This window comes from Streptomyces sp. NPDC033165, assembly GCF_055577965.1.
In genome coordinates, this window is record NZ_JBVIPK010000003.1 from 228,668 (window position 1) to 249,195 (window position 20,528).

19 protein-coding genes are annotated in these 20,528 nt (G+C 71.8%); 6 read left to right on the forward strand and 13 right to left on the reverse strand.

The features are described 5' to 3' along the window. Window positions 1–456 precede the first annotated feature (456 nt). Window positions 457–1,275, forward strand: a complete 819-nt coding sequence (locus ACZ5WC_RS08790; RefSeq protein ID WP_468540143.1) for an SGNH/GDSL hydrolase family protein — start codon at window positions 457–459, stop codon at window positions 1,273–1,275. Window positions 1,276–1,360: 85 nt separating this feature from the next. Here ACZ5WC_RS08790 and ACZ5WC_RS08795 read toward each other — a convergent pair whose 3' ends face one another. Both ACZ5WC_RS08795 and ACZ5WC_RS08800 read right to left on the reverse strand, forming a co-directional pair. After that, window positions 1,361–1,801, reverse strand: coding sequence for a nuclear transport factor 2 family protein (locus ACZ5WC_RS08795; RefSeq protein WP_468540144.1), 441 nt, complete (start codon window positions 1,799–1,801; stop codon window positions 1,361–1,363). A gap of 59 nt (window positions 1,802–1,860) precedes the next feature. Further along, on the reverse strand, window positions 1,861–2,703 hold the full coding sequence (locus ACZ5WC_RS08800) for a class I SAM-dependent methyltransferase (protein ID WP_468540145.1): 843 nt from the start codon (window positions 2,701–2,703) through the stop codon (window positions 1,861–1,863). A 113-nt stretch (window positions 2,704–2,816) separates the two neighbouring features. Here ACZ5WC_RS08800 and ACZ5WC_RS08805 point away from each other — a divergent pair, with 113 nt between their 5' ends. Beyond that, on the forward strand, window positions 2,817–4,685 hold the full coding sequence (locus tag ACZ5WC_RS08805; protein ID WP_468540146.1) for a S9 family peptidase: 1,869 nt from the start codon (window positions 2,817–2,819) through the stop codon (window positions 4,683–4,685). Between the two features lie 73 nt (window positions 4,686–4,758). Then, entirely contained in the window at window positions 4,759–5,700 is a 942-nt protein-coding gene (locus ACZ5WC_RS08810) for an SURF1 family protein (RefSeq protein ID WP_468540147.1), read from the forward strand. A 264-nt stretch (window positions 5,701–5,964) separates the two neighbouring features. On the opposite strand, the gene ACZ5WC_RS08815 is transcribed toward ACZ5WC_RS08810, so the two are convergent. From ACZ5WC_RS08815 to ACZ5WC_RS08850, 8 genes are all read right to left on the reverse strand, one after another. Next, on the reverse strand, window positions 5,965–7,242 hold the full coding sequence (locus ACZ5WC_RS08815; RefSeq protein WP_468540148.1) for a hypothetical protein: 1,278 nt from the start codon (window positions 7,240–7,242) through the stop codon (window positions 5,965–5,967). Continuing rightward, a complete protein-coding gene (locus ACZ5WC_RS08820; RefSeq protein WP_468540536.1) occupies window positions 7,239–7,814 on the reverse strand; it encodes a SigE family RNA polymerase sigma factor in 576 nt (191 codons plus the stop codon). The genes ACZ5WC_RS08815 and ACZ5WC_RS08820 overlap by 4 nt, the downstream gene beginning before the upstream one ends. Before the next feature lie 359 nt (window positions 7,815–8,173). Further along, window positions 8,174–9,247 carry an aspartate-semialdehyde dehydrogenase gene (locus ACZ5WC_RS08825; RefSeq protein WP_468540149.1) on the reverse strand — a complete coding sequence of 358 codons (1,074 nt, stop codon included), beginning with the start codon at window positions 9,245–9,247 and terminating at the stop codon, window positions 8,174–8,176. Beyond that, entirely contained in the window at window positions 9,244–10,515 is a 1,272-nt protein-coding gene (locus tag ACZ5WC_RS08830) for an aspartate kinase (protein ID WP_311120207.1), read from the reverse strand. Before ACZ5WC_RS08830 ends, ACZ5WC_RS08825 begins: the two co-directional genes overlap by 4 nt. Window positions 10,516–10,737: 222 nt before the next feature. After that, complete coding sequence (locus ACZ5WC_RS08835; protein ID WP_468540150.1) at window positions 10,738–12,855, reverse strand: LamG domain-containing protein; 2,118 nt, start codon at window positions 12,853–12,855, stop codon at window positions 10,738–10,740. A 179-nt stretch (window positions 12,856–13,034) separates the two neighbouring features. Next, entirely contained in the window at window positions 13,035–13,694 is a 660-nt protein-coding gene (locus ACZ5WC_RS08840; RefSeq protein ID WP_468540151.1) for a DUF5063 domain-containing protein, read from the reverse strand. 92 nt (window positions 13,695–13,786) lie between these two features. After that, window positions 13,787–14,386, reverse strand: coding sequence for a recombination mediator RecR (gene recR, locus ACZ5WC_RS08845; RefSeq protein WP_363202092.1), 600 nt, complete (start codon window positions 14,384–14,386; stop codon window positions 13,787–13,789). A 94-nt stretch (window positions 14,387–14,480) separates the two neighbouring features. Further along, window positions 14,481–14,825, reverse strand: a complete 345-nt coding sequence (locus tag ACZ5WC_RS08850) for a YbaB/EbfC family nucleoid-associated protein (protein ID WP_468540152.1) — start codon at window positions 14,823–14,825, stop codon at window positions 14,481–14,483. 298 nt (window positions 14,826–15,123) lie between these two features. On the opposite strand from ACZ5WC_RS08850, the gene ACZ5WC_RS08855 reads away from it, so the two are divergent. Beyond that, window positions 15,124–15,945 (forward strand): SLATT domain-containing protein, encoded by an 822-nt coding sequence (locus ACZ5WC_RS08855; RefSeq protein ID WP_468540153.1) that lies wholly within the window; start codon window positions 15,124–15,126, stop codon window positions 15,943–15,945. A 139-nt stretch (window positions 15,946–16,084) separates the two neighbouring features. Here ACZ5WC_RS08855 and ACZ5WC_RS08860 read toward each other — a convergent pair whose 3' ends face one another. The 3 genes from ACZ5WC_RS08860 to ACZ5WC_RS08870 form a co-directional block, all read right to left on the reverse strand. Then, entirely contained in the window at window positions 16,085–16,735 is a 651-nt protein-coding gene (locus ACZ5WC_RS08860; protein WP_468540154.1) for a hypothetical protein, read from the reverse strand. Between the two features lie 208 nt (window positions 16,736–16,943). After that, window positions 16,944–17,636 carry a GntR family transcriptional regulator gene (locus tag ACZ5WC_RS08865; RefSeq protein WP_468540155.1) on the reverse strand — a complete coding sequence of 231 codons (693 nt, stop codon included), beginning with the start codon at window positions 17,634–17,636 and terminating at the stop codon, window positions 16,944–16,946. Between the two features lie 215 nt (window positions 17,637–17,851). After that, the gene (locus tag ACZ5WC_RS08870; RefSeq protein WP_468540156.1) at window positions 17,852–19,225 is read right to left on the reverse strand and encodes an aminotransferase class III-fold pyridoxal phosphate-dependent enzyme; all 1,374 of its coding nucleotides are present in this window, start codon (window positions 19,223–19,225) and stop codon (window positions 17,852–17,854) included. Window positions 19,226–19,381: 156 nt separating this feature from the next. On the opposite strand from ACZ5WC_RS08870, the gene ACZ5WC_RS08875 reads away from it, so the two are divergent. Next, window positions 19,382–19,984, forward strand: a complete 603-nt coding sequence (locus ACZ5WC_RS08875; RefSeq protein WP_468540157.1) for a type 1 glutamine amidotransferase family protein — start codon at window positions 19,382–19,384, stop codon at window positions 19,982–19,984. Then, window positions 19,977–20,447: a MarR family winged helix-turn-helix transcriptional regulator gene (locus ACZ5WC_RS08880; protein WP_468540158.1), complete on the forward strand. Its 471-nt coding sequence runs from the start codon at window positions 19,977–19,979 to the stop codon at window positions 20,445–20,447. Before ACZ5WC_RS08875 ends, ACZ5WC_RS08880 begins: the two co-directional genes overlap by 8 nt. The last annotated feature ends 81 nt before the right edge of the window (window positions 20,448–20,528 follow it).

Sequence of the window (20,528 nt, forward strand, 5' to 3'; positions counted from 1 at the left end):
GACGGACCGCCAGGGTGCACCCCGTGCCCGGGGGCGGACTCCGTGCGCAACTCGTTCGCCGGGATCGTCACCGCCTCACCGCCGTCACCGCCTCACCGCCGTCACATCGTGGCCCCGGTCGAGATCGAGTCCGGCCTCACCGGCTCGTGTCACTCGTGAGTCGCGAGGCTGCCGAGGAGTTGGTCATCTACATCGGGGGGGGGACCGCGACGGTCCGAGTGAAGTTGACCAACGTCCGCATCGACCGGTCGAGCGCTCCTCAGTCCGGCCGGGCGCCCCTCAGCCCGGAGTGAGGAGCGCTCCTTGTCCTTGCACCCGGACCTGCCAAACAGCCATTCGGGCATATCAAAAGACTTCTCGCGCGGGCGTGCGCGGTGGGTACAGCAAGCTGCTAGAAACTGGTTCGCTCCCTTCAACCACCCACTCAACCCCCCACACTTTGAAGGGCTGGCAGCCATGTCAGTACGAAGGATCTGGGCATCCCTCTCCACTCTGGCGCTCGCCGCCGTGGCCACTCTCGGCGTCGCCGGTCCCGCTTCCGCCACGGAGTCGGCGGCTGACCCCGCCGCCGCGGGCGGCTATGTGGCACTCGGCGATTCCTACTCCTCGGGCGTCGGCGCCGGGGACTACCTCTCCGACAGCGGTGACTGCCGACGCAGCACCAACGCCTACCCGCACCTCTGGGCGGCGGCGAACTCCCCCGCCTCGTTCGACTTCGTCGCCTGCTCCGGAGCGACCACCGCCTCGGTGGCGGGCAGCCAGCTGCGCGCACTCAACGCATCGACGTCACTGGTCAGCGTCACGGCCGGGGGCAACGACATCGGGTTCGCCGACGTGATGCAGGACTGCCTGCTGTCGAGCGAGGCCGTATGCCTCGACAGCGTGGACGCCGCTGTCTCACGGATGAACAACTCCCTTCCGGGAAACCTTGATTCGCTCTACGGCAGTATCCGCGACCGCGCCCCGCAGGCCCGGGTCGTGGTGCTCGGATATCCGCGCTTCTACCAGCTGTCCGGCAACTGCGTCGCCGGACTGACCGAGGCCGAGCGGGCCGCGATCAACAACGCGTCGGACGTGCTGAACGACGTCCTCGCCAAGCGGGCCGCCGACGCCGGATTCGCCTTCTCCAGCGTGGTGGACGAATTCACCGGGCACGAGCTGTGCTCCGGCGACGCCTGGCTCCACAGCGTGACCGTGCCCGTCTACCACTCGTACCACCCCAAGGCCGTTGGGCAGTCGGGCGGCTATCTGCCCGCCTTCCACTCGGCGGTGTAGGTCCGGCCACCGCACGGAACAGCCGTATGGCAAACAGCCGTGCGGCGGGACAGCAGTGCGGCGGGCGACCGGTGGGCCGCCGTTCTCAGTAGCGCTCGACCAGGTGCTCGCGGCCTGCCGGTGGTTCGTACGACTCGGGCCAGAAGTCCGTCACCCCTGTGATCAGCCCCTGTGCGTCGAAGGTGAAGAAGTGGATGGCGTCCAGCTCCTGCGGCCCCTCCCCCGTCTCCTCCGATCCCTCCCCTGTCACGGTGAACCCCGTCCGAGCTGCGGCCTGGCGGCCCTCCGCGTCGGCGACGATCCGCTCGACCCGGACGTGCCAGTCACCCGGATACTCCTGGTTGAACCGGAGGTACCGCTCCTTGCCGCGGATCCGCTCCCGCGTCTGCGGCAGGTCGTAGACCACGTCGTCGGCGAGTGTCGCGGCGAACGCGTCCCACTCACGGGCTTCGGCCGCCGCCCAGAACCTCTCCACCGCCGCGCGCAGCCTGCCCGTTCCGATGGTCCTGCCTGTCATGTCGGTCATGGGATCGAGTGTGACCCCCACCACTGACAATCACCCGGGAGACAGCTGCTGAGCTGTGGTTATGACCGAGGCCCCGTGGGGCGCGAGGCCTTGATCGAGTACATCAGCGGGATCCGCGGCCGGTCCGCGGGGAAACGGTAGAGGCCGTCCGGATGGCGCTCCAGCGTGCCGAACCGCGCGAAGAGTGAGGCGTCGTGCTCGTGGAGGAACTCGATCCGCAGGCCCGCCGCCACGAGGGCCGTCACCACCTCGCCCACCGGGTGCTGCCACTCGACGCTGCGGTTGTGCACCGTGGGGGCGTCGAAGTCCGCGTACGTCCCCGGCGTCTCGTCCACCCAGGCCTCGCGGCTGAAGTAGTCGTCGGTGACCACGGAACCCGTCGCGTCGTCCAGCACGTCGGTCAGCGGATGGAACTCCGCGAGATAGAGGAACCCGCCCGGGGCGACCAGTGAGGCGGCGGTCTCCGCCCAGCGCACGATGTCCGGCAGCCAGTTCAGCGCGCCCACGCCCGTGTAGACGATGTCGTACGCGGGGTCGGGGACGGCTGCCGGCGCGTCGTACACGTCGGCGGCGACGAACGCCGCCCGGTCCGGCCCCAGCCCCAGGGACCTGGCCAGCCCGCGGGCCGTCTCGACGGCGGGCTCGGAGAAGTCGAGGCCCACCACCTGAGCGGCGCCGTGCCGGGCCCAGGACAGGGTGTCCAGCCCGATGTGGCACTGGAGGTGCAGCAGGGTCCGGCCCGTGACGTCGCCGACCTCCGCGAGCTCGAAGGCCCGCAGCGCGTCCTTGCCCGCCCGGAACGCCTCCAGGCCGTAGAAGTCGCTCGCCACATGGATCGGCACGCGCTCGTCCCAGCGCGCGCGGTTGGCCGCCTGCCAGTCGTCCGGTGTCGGGGAGTACATGGGCCGAAAGCTACCCGTGTGCCGACAGGGATGCGAGTGGTTATCCACAGGCCGGGGGGGCTCGGCGGACGGGTTGTCCACAGGGTCCCCGGCGGGGCGGCCGATCGGGTTGGATGGAGGGCATGAGCGAATCACCGAACGTCTCGACCAGGCCGGAGCTCTCCACCACGCCGGAGTGGGAGCAGCGGTTCCGCGCGCCCCGGGTGTCCCTGCCCGACTGGGCCGAGGACGCGCCTGACCGCTCTCTGTTCGTGTCCAACGCCACCGGGACCTATGAGCTGTACGCGTGGGACCGGGTGAGCGGCAGCCAGCGCCAGGTCACCGACCGGCCGAACGGCACGACCGACGGTGTGCTGACGCCCGACGGCGAATCCATCTGGTGGTTCAGCGACACCGACGGCGACGAGTTCGGGGTGTGGATGCGCCAGCCCTTCGGCGGCGGGGAGGACGAGCCCGTCGCCCCGTCTCTCACCCCCTCGTATCCGGCGGGCCTCGCCATCGGGCGGGACGGTTCGGCGGTGATCGGCCGCTCGACCGACGAGGACGGTACGACGATCCACCTGGTGCGGAAGCCGGGTGGGGGCGGGGGTGCCTCGGAGTCGGTGGAGGCAGTGGAGATCTACCGGCACCGGGAGTCAGCGGGCGTCGGCGACCTCTCCCACGACGGGACCCTGATCGCGCTGGAGCACACCGAGCACGGCGACGCGATGCACTCGGCGCTGCGCGTGGTGCGCCCGGACGGCTCCACGGTGGCCGAGCTGGACGACACCGAGGGTGGCACGAAGGAGCTGGGGCTCGCGGTACTGGGGTTCGCGCCGGTGGCCGGTGACAGCCGGCTCCTCGTGGGGCACCAGCGCCGGGGCCGCTGGGAGCCGATGATCTGGGACCCGGTCGCGGGCACGGAGACCGCGCTCGCCGTCGATCTGCCGGGCGATGTGGGCGCCGAGTGGTATCCGGACGGCTCCGCGCTGCTCATCGAGCACAGCTTCGAGGCCCGTAGCGAGCTGTGGCGGTACGAGCCGGGGGCCCCGGCGCCCGTGCGCGTGGAGACCCCCGCCGGGACGGTGTCGGGTGCCACGGCCCGCCCGGACGGGACCGTGGAGTATCTGTGGTCCTCGGCCGCGCAGCCGCCGGTGGTGCGGTCGACGAGCGGTGCGGTGGTCCTGGACCCGCCGGGCGCGAAGGCTCCGCCGTCGGTGCCCGTGGAGGACGTGTGGGTGGAGGGGCCGGGCGGCCGCATTCATGCCCTCGTGCAGAAGCCCGCCGCCGGTGACGGCCCCTTCCCCACGGTCTTCGAGATCCACGGCGGGCCGACCTGGCACGACAGCGATGCCTTCGCCTCCGGCCCTGCCGCATGGGTGGACCACGGCTTCGCGGTCGTCCGGGTCAACTACCGGGGCTCGACCGGGTACGGCCGCGCCTGGACAGACGCGCTGAAGCACCGGGTCGGCCTGATCGAGCTGGAGGACATCGCGGCCGTGCGGGACTGGTCGGTGAAGTCCGGGCTCGCGGACCCGGAGCGGCTGGTCCTGGCCGGCGGTTCGTGGGGCGGCTATCTCACCCTGCTCGGCCTCGGCACCCAGCCCGACGCCTGGGCGCTGGGCCTGGCCGCGGTGCCGGTCGCGGACTACGTCACGGCGTACCACGACGAGATGGAGGCCCTGAAAGCGATGGACCGCACGCTGCTGGGCGGCACGCCGGAGGAGGTCCCCGAGCGCTTCGAGGCCTCGTCCCCGCTGACGTACGTCGACGCGGTGCGCGCCCCGGTCTACATCTCAGCGGGCGTCAACGATCCGCGCTGCCCCATCCGTCAGGTGGAGAACTACGTGGACCGCCTCGCGGCCCGCGGCGCGGTGCACGAGGTCTACCGGTACGACGCCGGGCACGGCTCGCTGGTCGTGGAGGAGCGGATCAAGCAGGTCCGGCTGGAGCTGGAGTTCGCTCTGAAGCACCTGGGGGGCGGTGACATCTTGGGGGCGTAAGGGCCGGATAAGAAGGCGCGCGTAGGCGGACCCCGCTCCGGGGTACCGGAGCGGGGAACCGTACCTTGGAGGGGTGTACCGGTTCCTGCTGACCCCGCGATGGTGGGGGATCAACCTCTTCGTCGTGCTGGCCATCCCGTTCTGCGTGTTCATGGGCACCTGGCAGCTCGGCCGCTTCGAGGACCGTGTGCAGTCGCACGAGCAGGCGACGAAGCAGCCCGACCCGAGCACCCGGACCGCCGAACCGCTGGACGAGCTGCTGCCGGTCGACAAGGTGACGTCCGGCCGCCCGGCCATCGCCAGGGGGACGTACGCCGACCAGTTCCTGGTGCCGGGCCGTGAGCTGGACGACCGCCAGGGCTTCTACGTCCTGAACATGCTGCGTACGGACAGCGGCAAGGCCCTTCCGGTGGTACGGGGGTGGCTGCCCGGTTCCGCGAGCGGTGCCCGGGTGCCCGCCGCGCCGGAGGGCGAGGTCACGGTGACCGGCGACCTCCAGGCGTCCGAGAACATCAACAGCGACGGCGTCAACGCGCGGGGAGGGCTGCCCGAGGGCCAGCTCGGCATGATCAGCGCCGCGACCCTGGTGAACCTCGTCCCGTACGACGTGTATGACGCGTGGGTGACGCTTCCCGAGGCCGAGGCAGGCGGCGCGGGCGGTGAGGGCGGTGCTATGGAGCCGGTGCCCGCGGCGGCCCCGCAGGGCAGTGGCCTCGACCTCAAGGCCTTCCAGAACCTGGGGTACACGGGCGAGTGGTTCGTCTTCGCCGGGTTCGTGCTCTTCATGTGGTTCCGGCTGCTCCGCCGCGAGGCCGAGGCCGTCCGCGACGTGGCGCTCGGCCTCGTCCCGGAGACGGAGGACGGGCCGGCTCCGGAAGGCAGCCCGGCGCCGGAGGACCCGTCGGCCGAGGAAGCCGTGAAGGCCTCGTCGGTGCCAGGGCCCTCGGAGTCCCTGGAGTCCGCGGAGGGCGCCGCCCCGAAGGCCCGGAAATCGTCGGAAGGCGCGGCTCCGTAGCCCCGGGAATCGTCGGAGGCCTAAAGGCTGTTCCCGGACGAGGGCTGTGCCCGGACGAGGGCTGTCCCGGGGCGACCGCGAGGCCACCTACGGCCCAGGCCTGAGGGCTGTCCCGCAATCCCTGGTGGATCAGCGCGCGGCGTCGGATGCGGTGCATCGCAAGGCGGAGGGACGTCCGCATACTGGATGTATGCGGGCGTTCCGACAACGCGGCGAGGTGCCGTAGCTGTCGTCGTGCGCCCGCCAGGAATTACGGGACGGCCCTCAGGACGTGGCGAGGATGCCTGTGCGGTAGATCGTGCCGGAGCAGGCGTTGGGGATCTTCGTCTCCGCGGTGGGCGCGCCCGTCTCCGGGGTGTGCGTCACGGAGACGCTGCCCTCTTCCGTGCCCTCGCCGTCGTCCTCGCGCAGTGACTGGGTGTCCGTGCCGGACTGGCCGGAGCCCTCGCTCACGGACCCGCCCGCGCCGTCCGCCGACGGGGTGGGGCTCGGTGAGGGACCCACGGTCGGACAGGTGTCCGTCGGCACCCAGGCGAACTTCACCTCGTACGCCATGGACGGCTTCAGCCGCACCGTGCCCGGCTCCTGCGAGGGGTCGGGCAGGCCGGGGGCCGCGTCGCCCGCCGCGTGCTGGATCACGTCGATCTTGAGCGGGTCCGCCGCGCCGAGGGCGGTGAAGCCGACGGTGCCCTTGCTGCTGACCGCGCATTCCGAGCGGGACACGTTGGCGATCTTGAAGCTGCCGTAGACCGTGCCGTCGGCGTCCGGCGCGTCGGTCCGCGCCGAGGCGACGCCGAGCTGACCCGGGTCGCAGACGGGCAGGGCCGCGAGCCCGGTGCGCGGGGAGTCGGGCACCTCGCCGCCGGTCGCGGTGGCGTCCGGGTCGCTGCCCAGGCCCGGGGAGGGGCTCCGGGGCGGGTCGGGCTCGCCGACACCGCCCTCGCTCTGGCGCTCCGTGGGCGCCGCCGCGACATCGCCGCGCTCCGCGGGGCCCGTATCGGCCCCGTTGCCGCCCTGGGCCTGCTCGCCGTGTCCGGCGATGGCGGGGACGGCGGTGGACGAGCTGTCGGTGGCGGCGACGTGGACGAAGGCGGGGACGGCGGTGCCGATCAGCAGGGCCGCCGCGGCCGCTCCGACGACGGCCTGCCGCCGCTTGGCCCGGCGGGCGGGGACGGCTCGGTGCAGACGGTCGAGGGTCCCCTCGGAGGGTTCGAGCTGCCCCACTGCCCCCTGGAGCAGCCGACGCAGGGCGACCTCGTCCACCTCCTCCGGCTCGGTGCGCTCGTCCCGAGCGGATGCGCCGCGCCGCCGGGCGAAGAGTTCGGCCACGGTGCCCGGGCCGCTCCCGCCGTCGGCGCCCTCCTCGGCCGACCGCGCGGCCGGCGCCGGTTCCGGAAGCTCGCTCTGCCCGGGCTCCGCGCTCTCGTCGTGCGGGCGCTCCGGATCGTTGTGCGGAGTCGTCTCCGGCCCGTCGTTCACCATTCCGTTTCCCGTCGGCTCATTCTCGTGCCTGCGCTCGGGCCGGAAGTCGGGCCCGCTCATTTCTGGGCCTCCATCACGACGCGCAGCGCCGCGATGCCCCGGGAACCGTACGCCTTGACCGACCCCAGTGAGATGCCCAGCGTCTCGGCGACCTGGGCCTCCGTCATGTCCGCGAAGTACCGCAGCACGAGCACCTCGCGCTGGCGCCGCTGGAGCCCCTTCATGGCCTTGATCAGCGCGTCCCGCTCCAGCTGGTCGTACGCGCCCTCCTCCGCGCTCGCCATGTCCGGCATCGGCTTGGAGAGCAACTTCAGCCCGAGGATGCGGCGGCGCAGCGCGGAGCGCGAGAGGTTGACGACGGTCTGGCGGAGGTAGGCCAGGGTCTTCTCGGGCTCACGGACCCGGTTGCGCGCGGAGTGCACGCGGATGAACGCCTCCTGCACCACGTCCTCGCAGGACGCGGTGTCGTCCAGCAGGAGGGCGGCGAGGCCGAGCAGGGAGCGGTAGTGGGCGCGGTAGGTCTCGGTGAGGTGGTCGACCGTGGTTCCAGCTGCCACCGTCTCGTCAGCGCCCCCGCGCTGCGCGGGCAGTTGGGCCGGTCGCGCGGCGGGCATGGGCGCGATCACCGGCATACCGCCGGGCACGCGGGGCCGCCGGAGCGGACGCACGGACGCGCCTCGCAACGGGCCCACCACTGTGATGTCGAGAACCTCTGCCACGCCTGTTGGACACACTGCCCCCCGTCAGGGTTGTACGCGGACCGCGCCACGTTCAGCTCTGTGCGACATGCCCTCATACGTACCCGCTCTTCCCCAAATGCCCCGTAATAGCGTCCGGCCACGCAAGAAGTGACGGCTTAGACGCCGCCCAGCCGACATGCGGTTGCAGAGGGCCGGGAGATCATCGTCGGATACGACAACGCCCCAGCTCAAGAGGTTCAGACCAGCAAATTGCTCATAGAGCGTTCACAGATCCTACAAAACAGGTTCGATCATCCTCGGGGAAATTCAGCAGCCACGGATTCAGCGATCTGCGCCACATTCAAAGCGGCACCTTTTCGGAGATTGTCTCCGCAAAGGAACATTTCCAGGGCGTGCGGATCGTCCATCGAGCGCCGGACCCGGCCCACCCAGGTGGGGTCGGTGCCCACCACATCGGACGGGGTCGGGAAATCCCCGGAGGCCGGGCTGTCGAACAGCACCACGCCGGGTGCGGTCGCGAGGATCTCGTGGGCCCGGTCGACGGCCACCTCGTTCTCGAAGCGGGCGTGGACGGACATCGAGTGGGTCGCGACGACGGGAACGTACACGCAGGTGGCGGTGGTCTTGAGATCGGGCATCCCCAGGACCTTGCGGCACTCCTGGCGGATGGCGATCTCCTCGGAGGACCAGCCGTCCCCGGCATCCGTACCGGCCCACGGCACGACGTTCAGCGCGACGGGGGCGGCGAACGGGCTCCCCGCCGTGCCCTCCCGGTCCCCCAGGGCGCGGCGTACGTCGCCGGGCTGGGTGCCCAGCTCCGTACCGGCCACCAGGGAGAGCTGTTCGCGCAGGGCGGCGACGCCGTCCCGGCCCGCGCCGCTCACCGCCTGGTAGGAGGAGACGATCAGCTCGCGCAGCCCGAACTCGGCGTGCAGCGCGCCGACCGCGACGATCAGCGACAGGGTGGTGCAGTTCGGGGACGCGACGATGCCGCGCGGCCGGAGCCGGGCGGCATGGGGGTTGATCTCCGGGACGACCAGCGGTACGTCGTCGTCGAGCCGGAAGGCCGCCGAGTCGTCGACGACGACGACACCCTTGGCGGCGGCGATCGGGGCCCAGCGGGCGGACACCTCGTCCGGCACCAGGAAGAGGGCCACGTCGATGCCCTCGAACACGTCCTCGGCAAGCGCGAGCACCTCGCTCTCCTCGCCGCGCACGACCAGCTTGCGGCCGGCCGAGCGCGGCGAGGCGACGAGTCTGACCTCGCCCCAGACATCCGCGTGCTGCGAGAGGATCCGGAGCATGACACCGCCGATCGCCCCGGTCGCACCGACGACCGCGAGCGAAGGGCGGTGCTCGGTCATCGGCCGGTGCCTCCGTAGACGACGGCCTCGTCGGAGTCGCTGTCGAGCCCGAAGGCGGTGTGCACGGCGCGCACGGCCTCGTTGACGTCGTCGGCGCGGGTGACCACCGAGATGCGGATCTCGGAGGTCGAGATCAGCTCGATGTTGACGCCCGCGTCGGACAGCGCCTCGAAGAAGCCCGCCGTGACACCCGGGTTGGTCTTCATGCCCGCGCCGACGAGGGAGATCTTGGCGATCTGGTCGTCGTAGCGGAGCGAGTCGAAGCCGATGGCGGCCTTGGTCCGCTCCAGGGCGTCGATGGCCTTGCGGCCCTCGGCCTTGGGCAGGGTGAAGGAGATGTCCGTCAGGCCGGTCGACGCGGCGGAGACGTTCTGCACCACCATGTCGATGTTGACCTCGGCGTCCGCGATGGCGCGGAAGATCGCGGCCGCCTCGCCCGGCTTGTCCGGGACGCCGACGACGGTGACCTTGGCCTCCGAGACGTCATGGGCGACTCCGGAGATGATCGCGTGCTCCACCTTCTGGTCCCCTTGCGGCTCGTTGCTGACCCAGGTTCCGCGCAGTCCGGAGAAGGACGAGCGGACGTGGATCGGGATGTTGTAACGGCGTGCGTACTCGACGCAGCGGTGCAGCAGCACCTTGGAGCCGGACGCGGCCAGCTCCAGCATGTCCTCGAAGGAGATCCAGTCGATCTTCTTCGCCTTCTTCACGACCCGGGGGTCCGCGGTGAAGACGCCGTCGACGTCGGTGTAGATCTCACAGACCTCGGCGTCCAGCGCGGCCGCCAGCGCGACGGCGGTCGTGTCCGACCCGCCGCGGCCGAGGGTGGTGATGTTCTTGCCCTCCTGGCTCACGCCCTGGAACCCGGCGACGATGGCGATGTTGCCCTCGTCGATCGAGGTCCGGATGCGGCCCGGCGTGACGTCGATGATGCGCGCTTTGTTGTGGACCGAGTCGGTGATGACACCGGCCTGGCTGCCCGTGAACGACTGGGCCTCGTGGCCCAGGTTTTTGATCGCCATCGCCAGCAGGGCCATGGAGATCCGCTCACCGGCGGTCAGCAGCATGTCGAATTCACGGCCGGTAGGCATCGGAGACACCTGCTCGGCGAGGTCTATCAACTCGTCCGTCGTGTCGCCCATCGCGGACACCACGACAACCACCTGGTTGCCGTTCCTCTTGGCGTCGACGACTCGCTTGGCGACCCGCTTGATGCCCTCGGCATCGGCTACGGAGGAGCCTCCGTACTTCTGCACGACAAGGCCCACGTGCGCTCCTCGCTCAGTCATTACTGCGGTCGGCTCAGTTTAACGAGCAGCCCGGAATCGACCCGTCCATACCAGATGATGAGATGTCCCGCTCATCACCCGGTACGGCGTGTCGTTCCGAACCGCTCGTAGGGGGCTGTTGCCCCGTAGGCCCCGGAGCACTCCCGTTTGTGTCCCAGCCCACACCGTCCGCCCGGAAAGCGCGAGCCGGGACACGTCCCGCTACGGCAACTGCTGGATCTCCGGTTCGGACAGCACACCCTCGTAGGCGTACACGCTGTCCACCACGCCGCGCAGCTGCTCGCCCCACCCGTCGGCCGTGCGGCCCCGGCCGAGCTGGAGCCCGCCCGTGCTCTTCCAGGCGGCGTCGAAGTCCGCCGTGCCGCCCTCCGCGTACTTCACCCCGTCGAGGTAGAACGACACCTGCTTCGCGGAGGCGTCATGGACGACGGTCACCCGGTGGCCCGCCCCCATGCCGCCGTCGGGCCATTCGATGCGGCTGAGCACGGTCTCCGGCGCACCCGGCTCGTCGGCGTGCGACATCACCAGGTCCCAGCTGGAGTTCTCCGGGTCGAAGCGCACCTTGAAGGCGTCGCCGTGCTCGCCGCCCTGGGAGATCGCCGTCATCGGCGCCGCCGGGTTGTCGTCGGCGAGCCGGACGCGGGCGCTGACGGTGAAGCTCCCGGTGGTGTCGACGACGGGCGCGTCCGTGGCGGCGTGGCCCGAGACGCCGTCGAGGCGGAGGTGGCCGTCCCCCTCCAGCGGCCAGTCCTGGGAGCACTCCAGGTCCAACGGGTCGCACGGCTCGTCGAGGCGGAAGACCGAGGCCCCGGCGCCCAGCTTCAGTGGTGCTCCCCCGCCCGTCTCCGGGGCGAGGCCGTCCGGCGCGGCGTCGAGCGCCCAGTGGCCGAGCTGCTGCGCGGCACGGGTGGCGAGGGCCGTCAGCTCGTCCGGCACGACGATCCGGTCGTACGCCCGTACGTCACCGATCTCGCCCTGCCAGCGGTCCCGGTAGCCCCGCGCCCCGCGCGCCCGGCCGATCTGGAAGTCGCCCTCGCCCGCCACGGGGGCGGCGGCCGTCTCCTCGCCGACCGCGCGGCCGTTCACGTACAGCCGGGCCGTGCCGGTCTCCGCGTCGTACTGGCCGAGCACATGGGCCCAGCCGCCGGTCTCGGGCAGCCCGCCCGTGACCTTCGCCCCGCCGACGGAGAACGACCAGGCGGGTCCCGTCCCGGCCCGGGTCAGGCCCAGCGTGAAGGCGCGTGCCGTGCCAGCGTCCTGCGAGAGGACCGTACGGGTGCCGTCCACGCGCGCCGGCCGCACCCAGCCGCCCACCGCGAAGTCCTTCGCGGTGTCGACGACGACCGGCGCGCCCGGGGTCAGGAAGCCGTGGCCCGATCCGTCGAGCGAGGCGGTGGAGGTGAGCGGGGTGCCGGAGGGCGCGGGCGCGCCGAACGTGACGCCCTTGCCCGCCCGGGCCGCGGTGCCGGTCTCCGCGGCGGCCGAGCGGGAGCCCGCCGCGTCGGCGAGCTTCCACCGCGCCACCGGGGCGGGCCCCGCGCCGATCAGGAACGTGTGGTCGGTGCGCGGACCACGGTTGCCCGCCCGGTCCTGGGCCTGCACGGAGAGGGTCTGCCGGCCGGTCCGCTCCGGCAGGAAACGGATCTCGGCCGATCCGTCGGGCCCGGCCTCGACGGTCTTCTGCGGCCCGCCGATGAAGGAGTAGGCGTAGGAGACGACGTCCTCGGCCTGCGCCGTGACGTGGAAGGTCCCCCGGACACCGACACCGGGCCGCCAGACGTCGTCGTCCGGGTAGTCGGCGGAGGTGACGGCCGGGGCGTCGGGCAGGGTCCGGTCGTAGACGAACTCGCAGGGCGCGCCCGCTCCTTCGCTGCTCCAGGCCGATGCCCCGTCGTCGTTGGCGGCGCGCACCCGCCAGGACACGACGGTGCCGTCGGGAACGGTGCTCGGCAGCTGCCAGCTGAACGGGGTGGTGTCGCCCTTCGTGGCGGTGGTCAGGGACACGCGCTCCTCGGCGCCGCCCTCGCCCTGCCACCACGCCTCGAACTCGCCCCGGACCCGGCTCGCTTCACCCGGCTGCCCGCCCCCGGGCCCGTAGAGCCGCGCCGTCACCTGCGGAACGGTCGGCACGTACGGACGGTCCTCGCCGGAGACGCACGCCGCGCCGCCCGTCTCCAGATCGGCGACCAGCGGCTGCTTCGGCGGGAGCCCGCCCGCTGCCGCCAGTACGGTGCCCGGCGTCGCCAGCACCGTCCCGGCGGCGATCACCACCGCGGTGGCCGCGCGTCTCGCTCGCCCATGTCCTGTACGTCCCGCCATGCGCGTTCCCCTCCCCTGTTCGGCCCTCGAAGATCAGTGATCAAGGGCTGGGGGAGATTAGCAATCAGGTCCGTCGGCCCGCCATGAATATCGGGCCGGTACGCGGGAGAACGGGCAGCTCAGCCCACGGAGACGGGCTCCACGTCGACGGCCGGGAGGTCGACGGCCGGGAGCAGGGGCTACTTCACCGGCCGCAGCCCCAGTGGCCCCGCGATCTCCTCCAGCATCACGCGGCCCGCCTCCTCGGCGAGGTCCTCCTCGCCCGGGTCCTGGTCGGTGTCCAGGCCGTCCAGTTCCTCCAGGGGCTGGCCCAGGCGGATGTGGGCGACCAGGGACTGGAGGGCGCGCAGGCTGGCGGAGGCGGTGGAGCCCCAGTTGGAGAAGTACGAGAACTGCCACCACCACAGCGCCTCGGCCGTGCGGTCGGCCTCGTAGTGGGCCAGGCCGTGGCCGAGGTCGGTGACCAGGTCGGCGAGGTCGTCGGAGATGCGGTGCGGGACGGGGGCCTTGCGGGGCTCGTACGGGTCGAAGACCTCGGAGTAGACGTCGATCGGCTCCAGGAGCGCCGCGAACCGCTCGCGCAGGCCGTCCGCGTCCGGCTCCGCGCCGAGGTCCGGTTCGTAGCGCTCGTCGGGCAGGACGTCCTCGTACGCACCGAGGCGGCCGCCCGCGAGCAGGAGCTGCGAGACCTGGAGGAGAAGCACCGGAACGGCTTCCTCCGGCTCCTCGACCCTGGACACCTCGGTGACCGCGACGATGAACGTCTTGATCTGGTCCGCGATCTGGACGGCGAAGTCGCCCGGGTCCTGCGTGACGGAGTTCAGCGTGGCGTCAGACATCGAGGGGACCTCCCGTGGGCGCGGTCACAGACGGTGAAGCGGACGACAGTGCGTAGGAGCGGGGCCGGGATCGGGGGCGTACCACCGCGGGGTCAGACATCCAGCAGCCGCCTCCCCTCGAACGCGCGGCCCAGAGTGACCTCGTCGGCGTACTCCAGATCGCCGCCGACCGGCAGACCGCTGGCCAGCCGGGTCACCTTCAGACCCATCGGCTTGACCATCCGCGCCAGATACGTCGCGGTGGCCTCGCCCTCCAGGTTGGGGTCGGTCGCGAGGATCAGCTCCGTGATGGAGCCGTCCGCGAGCCGGGCCAGCAGCTCACGGATGCGCAGATCGTCCGGGCCCACTCCCTCGATGGGACTGATCGCCCCGCCCAGAACGTGGTAGCGGCCCCGGAACTCACGCGTCCGCTCGATCGCCACGACATCCTTGGGCTCCTCGACGACGCAGATGACGCTCTCGTCGCGGCGCGGATCCCGGCAGATCCCGCACTGCTCCTGCTGCGCGACATTGCCGCACACGGCGCAGAACCGGACCTTGTCCTTGACCTCCAGGAGGGCGTGGGCGAGCCGGCGTACGTCCGTGGGCTCGGCCTGAAGGATGTGAAAGGCGATCCGCTGCGCGCTCTTGGGACCGACGCCGGGCAGCCTGCCCAGTTCGTCGATGAGGTCCTGAACAACGCCTTCGTACAACGGAACGCCTTTCTATGCTTCCTGCTCCGTACCGTAGTGGGTACGGGTCGGTACCAGTAGGGCCCGGACCTCTGGGAGTCCGGTCAGGACGGCGTCAGAACGGCAGGCCGGGGATGCCGCCACCGCCGCCCAGGCCCTGCGCCAGCGGGCCGAGCTTCTCCTGCTGCAACGCCCGCGCGTTCTCGTTGGCCGCCTGGACGGCCGCGACGACGAGATCGGCGAGCGTCTCCGTGTCCTCCGGGTCCACCGCCTTCGGGTCGATCACCAGGGCGCGCAGTTCGCCGGAGCCGGTCACGGTGGCCTTCACGAGGCCGCCGCCCGCCTGTCCTTCGACCGCGGTCCTGGCCAGTTCCTCCTGGGCCGCGGCGAGATCCTGCTGCATCTTCTGGGCCTGCTGGAGCAACTGCTGCATATTGGGCTGGCCACCACCGGGAATCACGGTCACTCCTGGCATTTCGACGACAAATGTTTCGGTATGCCGAGCCTACGTGCTCCCCGGTCGCCGCGCTCCACCCACCGGCGACCAACTCTTTCGGGTGAGATCCCAGGACCGCCGTGAGGGCTCCTATACCTGACCAGCGGCCCCGCCCAGGCGGTAATCCCGCGATTTCGGCCCCCCAGCCCACCATTCGGCGGTAGGAAGGGCATGCGCATCGGCGCACGAGCGCACATGTCCAGTGACGCAGAGTTACACCACGGGAGCCGTCCCGTCCGTCAGAGTGCAGAGGAGTGCCCCGGTGAGTCAGCCGGAGATGCAGCCCGAGGGGCCGCCCCGCAAGGAGTCCGATGCGGGATCCGGTGAGAACGGAGCGGATAGTTCCGCTACCGGGAACGGGGCCAGGACCGCAGACAGCGCCACCGGCCGCGCCGGGGGGCGCGATCTGACCGGACGCCCCTTCCCCCTCGGCGACTGGGGCGAGCCCGCCGAGCGGCTGGACGAGCTCTACCGCTGGGTCGAGGCCGGGGCCCTGGACACCGCCGACTGGTACCTGAAGGACCGGATCTGGAAGCGCCGGGGAGCGCGGGCCCTGCGGACGGGCACCGCCGCCGGGGTGATCGCCGGGGCGGCCCTCCCGCTGCTCGATCTGACCGGTGCGCTGAGCGGCTCGGCCGGGTGGGGCTATCTGTCACTGCTCCTCGGCGCCGCCTGCATGGCCTGCGACCGGTACTTCGGCCTCACCTCCGGCTGGATAAGGAACCTCGCCACGGCCCAGGCCGTGCACCGGCGGCTCCAGGTGCTCCAGTTCGACTGGGCCTCGGAATGCGTACGGGAGATGCTCGGGCCGACCGAGGGCACGGCCAGCGAGGCGGCGGAGCGGTGCCTGGGGGTGCTGCGGAGGTTCTCCGAGGACGTCACCGAGCTGGTGCGGTCGGAGACGGCGGACTGGATGGTCGAGTTCCGGGCCGGGCCCGCGCCGATGGGCATGCAGGCGCTGGTCACCGGAAGCGCGGGGGGACGGGCGGAGTCGGGGGCGGCGCCGGGGCGGTTCTCGGTGCCGTCGGTGGCGGCCCGGCCGAACATGCCGCGGCAGCGGCCTCCGGAGCCGGGGGCACGGTGAGGTGAGGTGAGGTTGCTTCGGGGACGCCACCTCCGGCCCCCGGGCCTCGATCGCCGGACGGACTGGAATGTGGCGCCCCCGCCCCCTGCCCCCTCGCCCGCGGGTGAGGCGCACGGGCCGGGTCCCCAGCCCCTTGCGGTCAGCTGAAGATGATCATCGAGCCCTGTGCCAGGCTGCGGGTCGCCGCCGCGTGGAGGCCCAGCCAGACGTGGCGTTCCCGGGCGAACGGGCTGTCGTCGTAGGGGATCGGGTCCGCCGGCTGCTCCAGGGCCGTGGGGCCCGCGGGTGGCTGCGGGGCGGCCGGGGGGTTGCCCGGGTCGATGCCGATGGACGGGGCGACGAACTCCAGCTCCCGCAGCAGCCCGTGCGCGGAGCCCAGCGGCCCGCCGCCCGCCAGGAGCGCGTCGTCGGAGAGCGGCGCCGGGAAGTCCACTGGGACGTACGCCCCGGCGTGGTCGTAGTGCCAGACCAGATGCGACTGCTGCGCGCCCTGTTCGAACATCTCCAGCAGCTGCTCGTAGTCACCGTCGAGACCGGCGACCGGGGTGACGGCGAGGCCGCTCAGCTGGAGCAGATAGGCGCGGCGCAGAAAGTGCAGGGCGTCGTAGTCGAAGCCCGCCACGGGGGCGACGTCCCCCGTGAGGCCCGGCATGTACGCGTAGACGGGGACGGGCGGGAGGCCCGCGTCGTTCAACGCCTTGTCGTAGACGGCGATCTCTTCGGCGAACGGATTGTCGGCGCTGTGGCACAGCACGTCGACGAGGGGGACCAGCCACAGGTCACAGGCCACGAAGTCTCGCTCTCCAACGGGTTCGGGCGATCGTCGGGACAGCGTAATGCGGGCGGAACCTCACGCACAGTGCCCCGGGGGGAACGGAGAGACCGGAGGGCCGTGCAGAGCCTGCCGCGCGGTACACCGGCCGGCGGCCCGACCCGCGACCCGACTCGGGGCCGCGCAAGGCCCGCAGGGCCCTCAAGGCCCGCAGGGCCCTCAGGGCTCACCGCCCCTGCGCCTCCAGGCGGTCCGCCCAGGCCAGTGCGTGCGCGTAGTAGGAGTGCAGGGTGGCGTGGACCTGCTCGTGGTCGCCCCGGGCGATGGCCTCGACCAGTTCCTCGTGACCGTCCCACAGCGCGCTCTCCTCCGCGCCCTCACCGCTCTCGCCGCTCTCGCCGCGTAGCCGGTGCACGGCGAACATCCAGGCCTGGACGCGGAGTTTGGTGAGGAAGTCGGCGATGTAGGGGTTGAGCACGAACTGACCCAGCTCCCGCCAGAACCGCAGGTCGTACCCGATCAGTACGTCCAGGTCGCCGCCCTTCGCCGCGCGGACCGCCTCCGCCGCCCGCCGCCGGATCGAGGCGAGGCTGTCGGGCCGGACCGCGACCCGGGCGGCGGGGTCGCGGAAGAGGCCCTCGACGACGAGGGCCCGGGCCTCGGTCATCGCACGGTAGTCGGCGACGCTGAACTCGCGGACCTGGAACCCGCGGTGCTGGTCGGAGGCGAGGAGCCCCTGCGCGGAGAGGTCGAACAGGGCCTCGCGGACGGGCGTCGCGGAGACCCCGTACTGCACGGCGATCTGCTTGACCGTGAACTCCCGGCCCGGCGGGAGACGCCCTGCGAGCACCTCGTCACGCAGCGCGTCGGCGATCTGCTGGCGCAGGGTACTGCGGGTCACACCTCCACTCGGACCCATACCGGTTCCTCCCGTTCGTCCCTGTTCATCCCCTTCGGCCAGTCGTTCCCGGTCAGGGTCAGTCACCTTAGGGCTCGGGTCACCTTAAGCCAGGGCCTCCGCCGTGCCCGTTTCCGGGCACGGCGGAGGCCGACTGGGGGCACTTCCGAGGCCGATGGCGTACGGAAGCGGATCGTCCGGTTACCTGGCGTACGCGCCGGTCGGGTATGCGGGCGCTACACCGTGTGCTCGTCGGCCACGGAGAGCGCGATGTCCAGCGCCGCGAGGCCCTCCTTGGCCTCGGCCTCGGTGACGTTGCAGGCGGGGACGGCGTGGGTCCGGTTCATGTTGATGAACGGCCACAGCCCCTGCTTCTTGGCCGCCGCGCCGAAGGCGGCCATCGGGGCGTTGGCCTCGCCCGAGGCGTTGTACGGGACGAGCGGCTCACGGGTCTCGCGGTTGCGGACCAGCTCCAGCGCCCAGAACGCGCCGAGACCACGCACCTCGCCGACGGAGGGGTGGCGCTCGGCGAGTTCGCGCAGGCCGGGGCCGAGGACGGTCTCGCCGATCCGGGCCGCGTGCTCGACGACCTTCTCGTCCTCCATCACGCCGATGGTGGCGACGGCGGCGGCGCAGGCCAGCGGGTGGCCGGAGTAGGTGAGGCCGCCAGGGTACGGGCGGGTCTCGAAGGTCGCGGCGATCTCGGCGCTGATGGCGACGCCGCCGAGCGGTACGTAACCGGAGTTGACGCCCTTCGCGAAGGTCAGCAGGTCCGGCACGACGTCGAAGTGGTCGGCGGCGAACCAGGCGCCGGTGCGGCCGAATCCGGCCATCACCTCGTCCAGCACGAAGACGATCCCGTAGCGGTCGCAGATCTCGCGGACACCCGCCAGATAGCCGGGCGGCGGGGTCATGATGCCCGCCGTGCCCGGGACGGTCTCCAGGATGATCGCGGCGATGGTGGCCGGGCCCTCGAAGGCGAGGGTGTCCTCCAGGTGCTGGAGTGCGCGGGCGCATTCCTCGGTCTCGTTCGCCGCGTGGAACGGGGAGCGGTAGAGGAACGGAGCCCAGAAGCGGACGACGCCCGCCGAGCCGTTGTCGGAGGCCCAGCGGCGCGGGTCGCCCGTGAGGTTGATCGCGGTGGAGGTCGCGCCGTGGTACGAGCGGTAGGCGGAGAGCACCTTCGTACGGCCGGTGTGCAGCCGGGCCATGCGGATGGCGTTCTCCACGGCCTCGGCACCGCCGTTGGTGAAGAAGATCTTGTCCAGGTCGCCCGGGGTGCGCTCGGCGATGAGGCGTGCGGCCTCGGAGCGCGACTCGACGGCGAACGCGGGCGCGAAGGTGGCGAGCTTGCCCGCCTGCTCCTGGATCGCGGCGATCACGGTCGGGTGCTGGTAGCCGATGTTGGTGTAGACGAGCCCGCTGGTGAAGTCGAGGTAGCGGTTGCCGTCGTAGTCCCAGAAATAGGACCCCTCGGCGCCGGCGACGGCGAGCGGGTCGATGAGGCCCTGGGCGGACCAGGAGTGGAACACGTGCGCGCGGTCCGCGGCCTTCACGGCCGCACCGGCCGCGGGGTCGGCGTACGGGGCATGAGGGGCATGAGGGGTCATGCGGTGAGCGTAGGCGCCGGTGGGGGCGGTCTCCATGGCCACCTTGTATGACGTGGGGCGTGGAGGTCGGCAGGGTGTCGGGTCCGGGCACCCTCCCTCGATTGACAGCATGCTGTCGTCATGACAGGCTTCTGTCATCTACTTCGGGAGGCCGTCATGTCCAGCAGCGGAGCTGTGGTCCATCTCGCCGTGTACGACACCCTCGCCGACTGGGAGACCGGGTACACCACCGCCTTCCTCGCCCAGAACGGCTACCGGGTGCGGACCGTGGGACCCGAGCGGGAGCCGGTCACCACCATGGGCGGACTGCGCGTGCAGCCCGATCTGGCGCTGGCGGAGCTGCGGCCCGAGGACAGCGCGCTGCTGATCCTCCCCGGGGCCGGGCTCTGGGACGCGGGCGACGACCTGGCGCCGTTCGCCCGTACCGCGCGCGCCTTCCTCGACGCGGAGGTGCCGGTCGCGGCGATCTGCGGGGCGACGGCGGGACTGGCCCGCGAGGGGCTCCTCGACGACCGGGCGCACACCAGCGCGGTCTCCTTCTACCTGGCGGCGACGGGGTACGGGGGCGGCGCGCGGTACGTGGACGCGGACGCGGTGACGGACGGCGGGCTGATCACGGCCGGGCCGACGGAGCCGGTGGCGCTGGCGCGGGAGGTGTTCGGGCTGCTGGGGGTGTACGGGCCGGAGAAGCTGGGGGCCTGGTACCGGCTGTTCCATGACTCGGACCCGAGTGCGTACGAGGTGTTGGAGGGTGAGTGAGCGCGCGGGGGAAGTCCCGTCCCAGCAGGAGTTGTTGAGCCGGGCCGCGCTGACGGTGTTCCGCCTGAACGGGCAGTTTCTCGCCGTGGCCGCCGAGTTGGCCGAGCCGGGTGGCCTTACGGCGGCCCGGTGGCAGGTGCTGGGGGCCGTGCTGCCCGAGCCGTTGCCGGTGGCGGGGATCGCGCGGGCGATGGGGATCACCCGGCAGAGCGTGCAGCGGATCGCGGACCTGCTGGTCGAGCAGGGGCTCGCGGAGTACGCGGAGAACCCGGCCCACCGCCGCGCGAAGCTGTTGCGGGTGACGGGGGCGGGACGGGACGCGGTGTCCCGGATCGACCCGGCCCATGCGGAGTTCGCCGCGCGGCTGGCGGAGGAGCTGGGGGCGGAGGGGTTCACGGAGGTGGTGGGGGCGCTGGAGCGGCTGTCGGGAGCGGTGGAGGCTTTGACGGCCGCGCATACGTAACGGCCGCGCATGCGTATGGGTCTGGGCCCGGAGCCGGAGCCGGAGCCGGGGGTGGAACGGGGGCCGGAGCCGGGGCTGGAG